Annotated in this window: 12 protein-coding genes; 5 read left to right on the top strand and 7 right to left on the bottom strand. The window is 66.7% G+C overall.

Going from position 1 to position 13,046, the window contains the following annotated elements; all coding sequences use genetic code 11:
• The first annotated feature begins 127 nt into the window (after positions 1 to 127).
• Positions 128 to 1,276, top strand: coding sequence for a glutamate--cysteine ligase (locus AC08OP_RS11240; protein WP_476614138.1), 1,149 nt, complete (start codon positions 128 to 130; stop codon positions 1,274 to 1,276).
• Positions 1,277 to 1,351: 75 nt separating this feature from the next.
• Positions 1,352 to 2,569, top strand: coding sequence for an amidohydrolase (locus tag AC08OP_RS11235; RefSeq protein ID WP_476614137.1), 1,218 nt, complete (start codon positions 1,352 to 1,354; stop codon positions 2,567 to 2,569).
• 4 nt (positions 2,570 to 2,573) lie between these two features.
• On the opposite strand, the gene AC08OP_RS11230 is transcribed toward AC08OP_RS11235, so the two are convergent.
• Positions 2,574 to 3,014, bottom strand: coding sequence for a gamma-glutamylcyclotransferase family protein (locus AC08OP_RS11230; protein WP_011435148.1), 441 nt, complete (start codon positions 3,012 to 3,014; stop codon positions 2,574 to 2,576).
• Between the two features lie 193 nt (positions 3,015 to 3,207).
• Here AC08OP_RS11230 and AC08OP_RS11225 point away from each other — a divergent pair, with 193 nt between their 5' ends.
• Entirely contained in the window at positions 3,208 to 4,689 is a 1,482-nt protein-coding gene (locus AC08OP_RS11225; RefSeq protein WP_476614136.1) for an NAD(P)H-quinone dehydrogenase, read from the top strand.
• Positions 4,690 to 5,219: 530 nt separating this feature from the next.
• Here the strand turns inward: AC08OP_RS11225 and AC08OP_RS11220 are convergent.
• From AC08OP_RS11220 to AC08OP_RS11205, 4 genes are all read right to left on the bottom strand, one after another.
• Entirely contained in the window at positions 5,220 to 5,630 is a 411-nt protein-coding gene (locus tag AC08OP_RS11220; protein WP_462203569.1) for a DUF5313 family protein, read from the bottom strand.
• A gap of 71 nt (positions 5,631 to 5,701) precedes the next feature.
• Positions 5,702 to 7,459 (bottom strand): acetyl/propionyl/methylcrotonyl-CoA carboxylase subunit alpha, encoded by a 1,758-nt coding sequence (locus tag AC08OP_RS11215; RefSeq protein ID WP_476601355.1) that lies wholly within the window; start codon positions 7,457 to 7,459, stop codon positions 5,702 to 5,704.
• A gap of 116 nt (positions 7,460 to 7,575) precedes the next feature.
• Positions 7,576 to 7,827 (bottom strand): acyl-CoA carboxylase subunit epsilon, encoded by a 252-nt coding sequence (locus tag AC08OP_RS11210; protein WP_476614135.1) that lies wholly within the window; start codon positions 7,825 to 7,827, stop codon positions 7,576 to 7,578.
• 125 nt (positions 7,828 to 7,952) lie between these two features.
• Entirely contained in the window at positions 7,953 to 9,548 is a 1,596-nt protein-coding gene (locus tag AC08OP_RS11205) for an acyl-CoA carboxylase subunit beta (protein ID WP_476614134.1), read from the bottom strand.
• 206 nt (positions 9,549 to 9,754) lie between these two features.
• Here AC08OP_RS11205 and AC08OP_RS11200 point away from each other — a divergent pair, with 206 nt between their 5' ends.
• Complete coding sequence (locus tag AC08OP_RS11200) at positions 9,755 to 10,642, top strand: biotin--[acetyl-CoA-carboxylase] ligase (protein ID WP_476614133.1); 888 nt, start codon at positions 9,755 to 9,757, stop codon at positions 10,640 to 10,642.
• Positions 10,643 to 10,691: 49 nt separating this feature from the next.
• Positions 10,692 to 11,201 (top strand): PH domain-containing protein, encoded by a 510-nt coding sequence (locus AC08OP_RS11195; RefSeq protein WP_476601358.1) that lies wholly within the window; start codon positions 10,692 to 10,694, stop codon positions 11,199 to 11,201.
• Positions 11,202 to 11,239: 38 nt separating this feature from the next.
• Here the strand turns inward: AC08OP_RS11195 and AC08OP_RS11190 are convergent, their stop codons facing one another.
• Together AC08OP_RS11190 and AC08OP_RS11185 are read right to left on the bottom strand one after the other, a co-directional pair.
• Complete coding sequence (locus AC08OP_RS11190; protein ID WP_476614132.1) at positions 11,240 to 11,953, bottom strand: hypothetical protein; 714 nt, start codon at positions 11,951 to 11,953, stop codon at positions 11,240 to 11,242.
• Between the two features lie 29 nt (positions 11,954 to 11,982).
• The gene (locus AC08OP_RS11185) at positions 11,983 to 12,561 is read right to left on the bottom strand and encodes a hypothetical protein (RefSeq protein WP_476614131.1); all 579 of its coding nucleotides are present in this window, start codon (positions 12,559 to 12,561) and stop codon (positions 11,983 to 11,985) included.
• Between the last annotated feature and the right edge of the window lie 485 nt (positions 12,562 to 13,046).

Raw genomic sequence — 13,046 nt, 5'->3', positions numbered from 1 at the left:
GTCACCTTCTGCTGCCCGTGAGCCGAGCCGCTGCCCGTGAGCCGAGCCGCTGCCCGTGAGCCGAGCCGGTGGGTGACGGCTGTCTGGTGCTGGTACCGACCCCGAGATCCCGACCCGAGGAGGCTAGGTGCAGATCCCTTTCTCGTCGTCGTCGAGCACCAGTCTCGGCATCGAATGGGAGCTGCAGCTCGTCGACCAGCAATCGCGCGAACTTCGCGGCGAGGCCAGCGGGATTCTTCACGAGCTGCGGGCGAAGGCCGGGGAGCGCGAGGCGGCCAAGGCCAAGCACGAGCTGTTCGCGTCGACCATCGAGGTCGTCACCGGGGTCTGCGACTCGGTGGAGGAAGCGACCGCGGACCTGGCTGGAACCGTCTCGCTGCTGCGTGATCTGGCGGAACGGCGCGGGATCGGGCTGATGTGCAGTGGCACGCATCCGGCCAGTGACTACATGGGGCAGTGCATCACCGAGGATCATCGCTATTTCCGGCTGGTCAGCCAGATGCAGTGGTTGGCCCGGCGGCTGCTCATCTTCGGCGTCCACGTACACGTCGGAGTGCGGTCTGCGGACAAGGTCATGCCGATCGTGAACGCTCTGATGGCCTATGTTCCGCATTTTCTCGCCCTGTCGGCGTCGTCGCCCTACTGGCTGGGCGGAGACACCGGGCTGGCCTCATCCCGATCACAGGTCTTCGCGAGCCTGCCCACCGCGGGACTGCCGTACCCGTTGGAGGACTGGCCGGGTTTCGAGTCGTTCATGGAGACACTGATTGTCTCCGGCACCATCGAGACGATCCGCGAGGTCTGGTGGGACATTCGTCCACATCCCAACTTCGGCACCGTGGAACTGCGGGTCTGCGATGGTCTGCCGTCCCTGATGGAGGTGGGGGCGGTCGCGGCTCTCGCGCAGTGCCTGGTTGACCGCATGAACACCCAGATCGATCGTGGGTATCGCCTCCCGACTCCGCAACGCTGGCTCGTGCAGGAGAACAAGTGGCGAGCGGCCCGGTACGGTCTGGACGCACAGATCATCGTCGATGGTCGGGGCGGTATCCGGCCGGTCCGGGACGAGATCACCGATCTCGTGGAGGATCTGCTTCCGGTCGCCCACCGCCTCGGTTGTTCATCCGAGCTCTCCGACGCGCTGACCATCCTGCGGACGGGCGCGAGCTATACCCGGCAGCGGGACGCCGCCCGGCGGGCCGGTGGAGATCTCATCCGGGTCGTCGATACCCTGCTCGAAGAGATGAACATGGGCCGTCCGGTAGTCGACGGCTAGACACGTCGGCGAATACCCCGAACCGCACGCGTTCAGGGCCCGCGTGGCGTGTGCAGGGAGGAGCCCGGCCGGCAGATGAAGGTTGACGAGACCGCGGCGGTCGCCGGGTGGGTGGCCGCGCACGAATCCGAGCTGATCGCGTTGCGTCGCGATCTCCACGCCCACCCGGAGCTCGGCCGGCGGGAGCACCGCACCGCCGAGCAGGTCGAGGCGCGACTCCGGGCCGCGGGACTGTCGCCGCAGCGCCTGCCGGACCTTCCTGGCCTGTGGTGTGATATCGGTCTCGGCGTCGATCATGATCCAGATGCTCCCGTGATCATGCTGCGGGCCGACATGGACGCTCTTCCGCTCTCGGATATCAAGGACGTGCGGTACCGCTCCACCGTTCCGGGTGTGGCTCACGCCTGCGGACATGACGTACACACGACCGTGGCGCTCGGCGCCGGACTCGCGCTTGCCGAGATCGCACGCGTGTCTACGCTGCCCGGGACCGTGCGCCTGGTGTTCCAGCCCGCGGAGGAGCTCATGCCGGGCGGCGCGTTGGACGTTATCGACGCGGGAGTGCTGAAGCCGGTGACCACGGCGATCGCGGTGCACTGCGATCCGGCGCTCGACCTGGGCATGATCGGTCTGCGGACGGGTCCGATCACCTCTGCCGCCGATGCCGTCGAAATCACGTTGGCCGGGCCCGGCGGTCACACCTCCCGGCCACAGAACACAGTCGACCTGGTGTACGCGCTCGTCCGCCTTGCGGCCGATCTTCCTGCCGCGTTGGGGCGACTAGTCGATCCCAGGTCGGCGCTCTCCCTGGTCTGGGGTCAGGTGCAGGCGGGAACCGTTACCAACGCCATCCCTCGAACCGGTCAGCTCCGAGGCACGATCCGCACTTTGTCCCGGGAGACCTGGGAGAGCGTGCCGGCGCTGGTCACTCAGGTTGCCGAGCAGCTCATCGCACCGTACGGAGCACAGATCGTGGTCGACTACCGGCGTGGCGTGCCGCCCGTGGTGAACAGCGTGGATGTCGTCGAGGTCCTTCGGACCGTCGTCGACCGTGTGTTTGGTCACGGGGCCTCCACCATGGTGGCGCAATCGCTTGGTGGCGAGGACTTCGGTTGGTATCTGAACCACGTGCCGGGGGCCTTGGCCCGATTGGGCACTCGGACACCCGGCGGCCACACCTACGACCTTCACCAGGGTAGCTTCGACGTGGACGAGAGAGCGATCGGTGTGGGCGTGAAGCTGCTTGCCGGCGCGGCTCTCGATCTGCTGACCCAGACGCCACCGGCGCCGTGATGCGTCACGCAGTCGGTCGCGAACGGAGCTCGGCCACGTAGTCGGCGGGTGCCCCGGCCTTCTCCGCGGAATCGGCGATCATCTCGAGGTACCGGCGCGACGGGAGTCCTCCCTCGTAGGCGTCGAGAACATACGTCCAGGCGAGAGCCTCCCCATCGAGGGTGGAGACCCGCACCCGGATGCGGGTGTACAGGCCGGTGTCCGCGCCTTCCCAGACGTCGAGCCGTTCCAAGTCGTAACGGTCGAGGTCGTACAGAAGGACGTACGCGTGGGCACCCGGAGCCTCGACGATGGTCGGCAAGGCTCCATCCCAACCGACGTTCTCACCGCCGAACGTGAGGCGCCAACCGTTGATCCATCCAGTGCCGGTCACGGGCGAATGCGGGGCCCGCTCCTTCATCTGCGCCGGGTCGAGGTTGCCGGCGTAAGCCGCGTACAAGGTCATTGTGATCTCTCGGAGGGTTACGGTGCGTGATTGTAACTGTAATTTCCGCTCATGAAAGGAGGAAGATGGCCCTACCTGACATCGCCGATGTCGGACTCCGTCTGCGATCCTACGGAGCCTTCCGCACCGGCAGGAGAGCGGCCACGGCGGCGGGGCAAGATGATAAGGAAGCGATACCGGATCGGGAGGGCACGTGACTCGCATCATCATTCTTGGTGGAGGGCCCGGAGGCTACGAGGCGGCTCTCGTTGGAGCCTCACTCGGAGCGACGGTCACCATCATCGACTCGGACGGGGTCGGTGGTGCCTGTGTGCTCACCGACTGCGTCCCCTCCAAAACCTTGATCGCGACTTCGGAGACCATGACGAACCTTGCTCTGGCTCCCGGCCTGGGTGTCCGCCCGCATAGTCTCGGCCCTGGGCCGGAACCGGCGTTGCCCCCCGTGGCCTGGGGGATCAGTACCGGCGCGGACTCGGGCATCCGGCCGCTCACGCCCCCGGAGGTCGTCAATGTGGATGCGGAGCAGGTGTACGAACGGGTCCGTGATCTAGCCAAGGCCCAGTCCCTGGACATCGAGCGCCGGCTCGAGCGCGAGAAGGTCGATGTCGTGCACGCCTCTGGGCGTCTTGTCGGGCCGCACGCAATCGAAACCAGCGCCGGTGAAACCTTCGTCGGCGATGTGATTTTGATCGCGACCGGCGCCTCACCACGCGATCTCCCCACGGCCCAGCCGGATGGTGAGCGGATTCTCACCTGGCGACACCTCTACGACCTCAAGGAGATACCCGAACATCTGGTCGTCGTCGGTTCCGGCGTCACCGGAGCTGAGTTCGCCAGCGCGTATCGGGCGCTTGGCGCCGAGGTCACGCTGGTTTCCTCGCGCGAACGCGTGCTGCCGGGGGAGGACCCGGATGCTGCCCGGGTCATCGAGGATGTGTTTGTGCGGCGTGGGATCGAGGTGCTCAACCGATCGAGGGCGGCGTCGGTACGGCGCATCGGGGACGGTGTGATCGTTGAGCTGACCGACGGCCGGACCGTCACGGGAAGCCATGCTCTGATGGCGGTTGGTTCGGTACCCTGCACCAAGGGCCTCGGGCTGACTGACGTGGGGGTGCGGCTTGGGCCTGGTGGGCATGTGAACGTGGACCGGATGTCGCGGACCTCGGTGCCGGGTGTCTACGCGGCCGGTGACTGCACTGGAGTCCTCCCGCTCGCATCGGTCGCCGCGATGCAGGGGCGTATCGCCATGTGGCACGCCCTCGGCGAGGCCGTCACACCCTTGCGGCTCGGGACGGTGTCGTCCAACATCTTCACCGAGCCGGAAATCGCCACCGTCGGAGTCACGCAGGTGATGAAGGACACCGGGGCAGTCGCAGCCGAGGTGACCACAGTTCCACTCTCGCGGAATCCGCGGGCGAAGATGATGGGTATTGAGGACGGCTTCGTGAAACTGTTCTGCCGTCCGGGGAGTGGAAGCGTGCTTGGCGGTGTCATTGTCGCGCCGCGTGCATCCGAACTCATCCTCTCTATCTCGCTCGCGGTCGAACACGGTCTGACCGTCGATCAAATCGCACATACGTTCTCGATCTACCCGTCGCTCTCCGGGTCGATCACCGAGGCGGCTCGCGTCCTGCGTACGCGCGACTTCTTCGCGGGATTCGACAACCCGGAGTGAGCAGGGGCCCGGCAGGGCCGCATGCGGAACCTCCTGCCATGTCGGGCTGCCATGCCGGGACGACGGCCGGCGCGGCGAGTACTGCCGACGCCTGCCTGTGGAGAAGGCTACGAGCAGGGCTTTTCCACCTGGCCGCGTCTGGGGGATCGTCTGTTCCCGTAGGCGCGGCCGGCGATGTCCGCGGGATGAAACCGGTTCGCGGCGTGGCTCTGACTCTCGGGCCGACGTGCCGACGGCATCATCGTCTGAAGCATGCGGGTGAGTAAGAGGTCCGGGTGTCGTGTCGAAAAAGACACGACGGGAAGCCCGGGACGGCCGGCCGCCCCGGGCTCACATGGCTCTTCGCGGAAGGACTGAAGGTTGCGCCAGGACAAGCCTGGGCATTTCATCTGGACGAGCCCAGAGGGGCGTCGATATCACATATCACCAGAGCAGTATCTGGCGGATGTTGTTATCGAGGGCCGCCTCCGGCCCGAGGTGCACCGGTCCGAGTAAGCGAAAAGCTGAGAAATGTGACATTCCTGGTTAAATCACTCCGTGTCCCCGTCCTCCTTGTCCTCATCGTCGCTCGTGGGGAAAACCGGAGGAAAGCCATGCTGTTCCAGTCGGCGGTTCCGGAAGAACCCGCTGGTGGCGAAGCCGAGCCCGATCCCAGAGATCAGAAGAAACGCGACGACGACGGCTCGGACTCCGAACTCACCGGGCAACAGGGAAAAGATCAGCGCGAAGGGCAACATCAGCAGGAAGGGCCGTGCCGCCTGGCGCAGCCTCCAGCCGGGGCCGGTGAGGTCATGCGAGACCCAGTCGTTGTAGGCCGGAGGAAGGGTCCCCCCAAGCAGGTAGTGCACTCGCCCGGTCAGCGGTGGTCGCTGAACGACTGGGCGGGCCACCGCTAGCTCCCGGTCCTGGCCGCTCACCGTCGGGCTGTCGTTACCGTCCATACCTCGCAGCCTATGAAGTCTGCGGTGGAGAGGTGGCAGCCGACGGTGGGCAGGTCGAGCTTCGGTGCGTTCTAGTCTTTGATCTCACAGAGCACGGTGCCGCTGGTGACAACGGCGCCGACGGCCGCAGCCAGTCCGGTGACCGTGCCATCCCGGTGCGCGTTGATCGGCTGTTCCATCTTCATCGCTTCCAGAACAATGATCAGATCACCCGCGGAAACAGCGTCGCCGTCGTTGACCGCGACCTTCACGATGGTGCCCTGCATGGGACTGGTCAGGGCGTCGCCCGTGACCTTGGCCGCAGCCGTGCCGCGAGCGCGCCGCTTGGGCGCCGCTCCCCGGGAAGCGGCGACGGGGGCAGAACCGAATCCGGCGGGTAGCACGACTTCGAGGCGTTTGCCGCTTACCTCGACAACCACGGTCTCCCGCGGCTCGGGGGTGGTGTCGGCCTCAGTCCCTCCCGCGAAGGCCGGGATGGTGTTGTCGAACTCGGTTTCGATCCAGCGGTTGTGGATACGGAAAGGCTCCGCGGCGTCCTCTGGGGCGAAGGCGGGATCCCGTACGACCGCGCGGTGGAATGGCAGTGCCGTCGCCATTCCCTCGATGATCATCTCGTCGAGGGCGCGCCGAGCCCGCTGCAGAGCTTCCTGCCGGGTTGCTCCGGTGATGATGAGCTTTGCGAGCAGGGAGTCGAAAGCGCCGCCGATGACGCTGCCGCTTTCGATGCCGGTATCGAGTCGGACGCCGGGGCCGGCCGGCGCGATCAGCTTGGTGACCGTGCCGGGGGCGGGAAGGAAGTTACGGCCGGGATCCTCACCGTTGATGCGGAATTCGATGGAGTGACCGCGAGGAGCCGGATCGGTGAAGTCAAGTGCCTCACCCTCTGCGATGCGGAACTGGGCGCGAACCAGGTCCACTCCGGAGACCTCTTCGGTCACCGGATGCTCGACCTGGAGGCGGGTATTGACTTCAAGGAAGCTGATCATGCCATCGCGGGCGACGAGGAACTCGACGGTCCCGGCCCCGATATAGCCGGCTTCCTTGCAGATCGCCCTCGAGGCGTCGTACAGCGAGTGGAGCTGAGCCTCCGAGAGAAACGGTGCCGGCGCCTCCTCCACGAGCTTCTGGTAACGGCGCTGGAGCGAGCAGTCGCGGGTACCGACCACGACGACGTTGCCGTGCGTGTCCGCCAGGATCTGGGTCTCGACGTGGCGGGGCTGGTCCAGGTACCGCTCGACGAAGCACTCTCCGCGACCGAACGCCGCGACCGCCTCCCGGACGGCACTGTCGAACAGTTCGGGGAGCTCCTCCGCGGTCCAAGCGACCTTCAGCCCGCGCCCTCCGCCACCAAAAGCGGCCTTGATGGCAACCGGAAGGCCGTACTGCTTGGCGAAGGTGACAACTTCATCGACGCCGGCTACGGGGTCTGCGGTGCCAGGCGCGAGTGGCGCACCGACCGCTAGTGCAATATGCCGGGCCGCGGTCTTGTCCCCGAGACGGCGGATGGCCTCCGGCGGCGGGCCGATCCAGGTGAGGCCTGCGGAGATCACGGCCTCCGCGAAGTCCGCGTTCTCCGAGAGAAAACCGTATCCCGGGTGGACGGCATCGGCCCCGGAGGACTTGCAGGCATCGAGAATTTTGTCGATGCGCAGGTATGAATCACCAGGGGTCGTGCCCCCCAACGCAAATGCCTCGTCAGCAACGCGTACGTGCAGGGCATTGATATCCGGTTCCGCGTATACTGCGACGCTGGTGTATCCGGCGTCGCGGCAGGCGCGGGCTACTCGAACCGCGATTTCTCCCCGATTGGCGATGAGGATCTTACGCACGTCGCTCCCGTCCTCGTCCGGCCTGCCTGAGTGTAGGTGAGTCGGGCCGCACATTTTGCTGTCGTTGTACCCAGATGTGATGCTGCAGACATCCCGGCGTCATGCCTATCGGTTGATCACCAGTCGGCTCGAGTGCGCGCACCCGGCGTCATCCCGGACCTTTGCCACGCGCCCGGTCCGGTGGTGAGGCTGCCACGGAGCGCCAGCGTCGGGCTGGCCCAGGATGAACGGCGGATGGCCGGCGCCGACGAGGGAGCGGCACGAGCCGTCAGGAGCGCCACCACAGCGGCGATCTCCTCCGGCGTCGCCTCGCCGCGGATCAGCTGCAGCCGAGGCCGACTCGCCCGCCTGTCATCGTCCTGAACCACGTTTCTCTCCTCGGTACCTCGAGTAGCTGGTGCGTCGTGAGTATGCCGTCCGTGGACCTCTGAGGCCCGGGAGATCTCCGTCGGGGAGATCCTCCTTCCGGCGAGCTGGCGACGGCAGATATCGTCTATAGCGGGATGTTGCCGTGCTTCTTCGGTGGCAGGGATTCACGTTTGGTACGCAGCAGACGCAGCGCTCGAATGACCTCGCACCGCGTTGCCGACGGGCTGATGACCGCGTCGAGATAGCCCCGTTCCGCCGCGATGTAAGGGGTCGCGAAGTGATCGGTGTAGTCCTGGATCAGCTCTGCCCGACGAGTCTCCGGTGACTCGGACCTGGCTAGATCCCGTCGATAGATGATGTTGACGGCACCCCGGGCGCCCATCACCGCGATCTCGGCGGTCGGCCAGGCGAGGTTGATGTCCGCCCGCAGGTGCTTGGACCCCATGACGTCGTAGGCACCGCCGTAGGCCTTCCGAATGATCACCGTCACCTTCGGTACGGTGGCCTCTGCGTAGGCGTAGATCAGCTTGGCGCCACGGCGAATGATGCCGTTCCACTCCTGGGAGGTGCCGGGGAGGAAGCCGGGGACGTCGACCAGGGTCAGCACCGGGATGTTGAATGCGTCGCAGGTCCGGACGAACCGGGCGGCCTTCTCGCTGGCGTCGATGTCGAGGGTGCCGGCGAACTGCATCGGCTGGTTGGCGACCACCCCGATAGAACGTCCATCCACCCGGCCGAATCCGACGATCATGTTCTGGGCGAACTGGGTGTGGACCTCGAGAAAGTCACCCTCGTCGAGGAGCCGCTCGATGATCTGGTGCATGTCGTACGGAGTGTTCGGGGAGTCGGGGATGAACGTGTCGAGATCCGGGTCGATCTCGGCGTCCAGATCGTCCACGGCGTCGTAGCTCGGGGCGTCGTCGAGATTGTTCGACGGAAGGAACGACAGCAGCGCACGGGCGAGCTCGAGGCACTCCGTCTCGTCGGCCGACTGGAAGTGCGCGACACCGCTGCGGGAGTTGTGGGTGTGTGCGCCACCCAGTTCCTCCATGCCCACGTCCTCGCCGGTGACTTCCTTGATCACGTCGGGGCCAGTGATGAACATGTGGCTGGTCTGGTCGACCATCAGGGTAAAGTCGGTGATCGCCGGCGAGTACACGGCGCCACCGGCGCATGGTCCCATGATCAGCGAGAGCTGTGGGATGACGCCGGAGGCCATCACGTTGCGGTAGAAGATTTCGCCGTACAGACCGAGGGAGACGACGCCCTCCTGGATACGCGCTCCGCCGGAGTCGTTGATACCCACGACGGGGCAGCCCGTCTTCAACGCAAGATCCATGATTTTGACGATCTTCTCACCGAAGACCTCACCCAGGCTGCCACCGAAAACGGTGAAGTCCTGGCTGAACACGCAGACCTGCCGGCCGTCGACAGTCCCGTACCCGGTCACCACGCCGTCGCCATACGGCCGGTTGGCCTGGACGCCGAAGTCGTGCGCGCGATGGCGGGCGAAGGCGTCGGTCTCGACGAACGACCCGGGGTCGAGGAAGGCCTCGACCCGTTCGCGGGCTGTCATCTTGCCCTTGGCATGCTGCGCGTCGACCGCTCGCTGGGACCCGGCGTGGACGGCATCATCGTTCACGCGCCGCAGTTGGGCGAGTCGGCCTGCGGTGGTGTGCGGGTCGGGAGCGGAATCCTCTGCGGGCGCGGGAAGAGCCATAACCGGCAGCGTACGACCCCCGCGGGTCCACGCGTGTGATTGATGTGCAGCGGATCTCACCGGATAGGCAAGATTCGTGGGCCTCCGGTGAGTTAACCGTATCCCGGATCAGTTTGCTGATCGTCCGCTGATCGCCCGAGTCGCCGGCGGGTGACCGGACGGTCTGGCAGGGTGGACCGGTGTCACCCTCGAAGGAGCCTTCACCCGTGGGACCCTCTTCCGAGCAGCCCGCGTCCGGCAAGCTCCCGCCCGGCAAGCCCTCGCCGACGTCCCCTCGGGCCCGCTCTGTCGGGGAGGGGCGATCCGCGTCCATCGGAACACGTGAACCGCTGGACGCCGCACGCCTCGCGGCCCGTGCCGCCGCGGTTGGCCTCGACCTGACGGTGGTAGAGGAGATCGACTCGACCAACGCCGCGCTGGCGCGCATCGCCCGGGGCGAAGACACCGCCCGCGGCCGGGGACAGGTTCTCGTCGCCGAACGGCAGACGGCGGGTCGTGGCCGGCTCGACCGATCCTGGGAGTCTCGCCCTGGCGCCGGGTTGACGGTCTCGCTGCTGCTGCGACCCCGGGTAGCGATGTCCCTGCTCGGCTGGCTGCCTATGGTGGTCGGAACCTCGCTCCTGGCGACGCTACGTGAGGTGGCGGCGGTTCCCGCAGTCCTGAAATGGCCCAATGACGTTCTCGTCGACGATGCGAAGCTCGCCGGCATCCTGGTCGAGGTCGTCCAGATCCCATTGTCGTCACCTTCGGTGATTATCGGTTTTGGGTTGAATGTCATGGCGGAGCGTGACGAGCTCCCGGAGCGGTCGACGAGCCTGCTGCTCAGCGGCGCGCTTCCGGCGGCTCTGGACCGGACCGAGCTGCTCGGGGTGGTACTCGCCGATCTCGTCGGGGCGATCACTGGCTGGGAGGCTGACCCGCAAGCGGCTCGCGCGGAGTACCTACGGGTGTGCGCGACGATCGGCCGGCGGGTGCGCGTCGAGCTGCCGGACGGTTCGGCGGTGCTCGGGACCGCCAGCGATGTTGACCCCGACGGCCGGCTCGTCGTCGACGGGCGACCCTACAGCGCCGCCGACATCGTTCACCTGCGGTGACGAGGGACCCGGCAGCGATCTGTCAGCCCGAGATGCGACGATCGTTGCCGTGGCGTTTCCCGACGATATCCTCACCCAGGACGAAGAGGTTGTCCTCCATCTGCACCCGCACTGGGTCAGCCTGGTAGTCCCGGCGCTCTGGACGGTTGCCGCCCTCCTTTTCGCCGTGCTGGGGGTTTTCTTCGCACCCGGAGGGGTGTTGCAGAAGCCCATCCAGTACCTCGTGCTTCTGGTCGCCTTCGGTGCAATCGGTTATCTGAGTGTGATGCCATGGCTACGTCGAATGACAACCCATTACGTCGTGACGAACCATCGACTGATGATCCGCGAAGGGGTCGTCACGCGGGTTGGGCGTGATGTCCCGTTCGCCTGGTTGGTTGGTGCGACCGTGCAGCAGAACGTCCTCGACCGGGTTCTGGGCTCGGGTGAGCTGATCATTGAGACGGTGGGGCAGCGGGGCCGGGTCAGCCTGTCGTGCATGCCGCACGCCGAGCGGGTGCAGGAAACCCTTGCCGATCTCTCCGCGCCCTACCAGTCACGGGGCTATCCGGGGGCCTGACGCCGGGACGGCCGGAGGCAGCAAGCACGGCCGATCCGTCACACCGGGTCGAACTCCCGCCACCATGCGAGCAGTTTGTCGGCCTGCGGATCCTCCGTGGCGAAACCGAGACGCTCGTCGTCAACCGTCCAGAACACCGAGAACCGACCGGGTCCTGCATCGCACAGGAAGGTGCCACGGCGTCGGGAGCTGCGTGCCCAGCGCTCGATGCCGGTCTGTCCCTGATAACAGTTGCCGACGCCGGCGAGGGCTGCGGACCGGCGGGCGATGTCGCGGGCCAGGGCCGAGGCGTCCGGGTAACGCAGGACGAGGATTCGAGCGGGGGCCGGAGCATCGGTCGCCACCCCGGGGACGCAGCTGAGGGCCGCCTCCACGCCACCGGGTACCGCCTGTCCCTCGCTGGGCGGCGCACTCGCGCACTCGCCGACCGCGAACGGCTTGAGCGAGGACCGCAGCCGTGCCTCGGCGGCATCGAGCGTCGGGCCCGGCGACGGTCCGACGCCGGCCCCTCCGGAGGCCACGGTGCCTCCCGTGCCCGTCGTGCCGGCCGCCGACGGGTGGCGACCGGTGGGGCTGTCGCTCGGATCGCGGGTCACGGCGAGTCCGATGGTGACGCCACCCGCGATCAGAGCCACGATGATCAAGATGATCGCGGTGAGGGGCCCGCGACGCCACCACGAGTCGGTTCCACTGGATGGATCCTCGTCACCGTCGGCCGGATTCCGCGGGAATCCGTCTTCGGAACCGTTCACAGGTATCCGGTCTCCCGAGGAAGGTCAGCTCAATGACGGAGTGGATCGAATGACTTCCACCATCTGTTGAGGTTACCCGGATCATGATCATTCGCGGAGAACGCGATTCGATAGTCGTCGTAGGTCCAGAACTCGTAGAAACGCTTCGCGAAGAAGTAGCACAGCCGGGTGCCACCGGTCGACTCGGCCGGCGAGCTCCACCGCTCCGAGCTCTGCTGGCCGTCGTCGCAGTTCCCCTCGTCGTAGTAGTACGTTTCACGGGCGCCGATCTGCCGGTCCATGGCGGACTGACTCGGGAAGTGGAACGCGGTGACCTCGATGCTGCTGGGATCCTTGCAGACGAGGGCGGCGTCGGCATAGGCGCTGTCACGGTGTGTGGGGACGGCGCATCCCGTCATGACGACCGGGTTCAGTAGCGAGCGGAGGATCTCCTGTGGATTGCCGGCCGGCTGTCCACCGTTCCCCGACGCTCCGGTGGCCGATGTTGTGGCGACGGATTGTCCGCTCGTCGTGTCGGTGCCGTCCTCGCCGGTGAACACGACGACTCCGAGCAGGATCACCAGGGTCAGGAGGAGGCCGCCGCCCGCGAACAGCAGGCGTCGATCCACGCTGACTTCGTGCCGGGAGGCTGTGCCGCGCTTGGCCAAGGGGGCTACGGCGCGCTCGGGCCCGGCCGCATTGGCGGGGATTCCTGTCGGGTGGGCGGGCGGCTCCGGTGGCGGAAGTCCCGGCAACAGCCCCGGTAACGACGAGGGCCGTCTGGATTCCGCAGGTGCGCCGAGCCGTGTGGCGGTGGCCGTGTCGACCGAGGGGGCGGACGTGCCAAGGAGATTGACGGGCGCCGGCGCTGGAAAGCCGCCGGTCGGGACAGGCGTCCCGACCGGCGGAGGGAATCCGTTCGGCGGGTTGACACCGATTGTCACTCCGGGAGCTGGCGCCGGATAACCGATGGGCGGTGCGGACGGCGCGACATGCGCGTCAACGCCGTCCGTGGACCTGCCCCGGGCCCCGAAGGCTCCGAGGAAGGCCGTGTCACCGTTCGTGCCGAGCCCGGTGCCGGTTCCGGCCGCGAGGGTTCCGGGCTGGTTAATGT

This window comes from Frankia sp. CeRuru1, assembly GCF_977966315.1.
The sequence above is the reverse complement of the archived record's forward strand: the minus strand, read 5'-3'. Positions and strand labels throughout refer to the sequence as shown.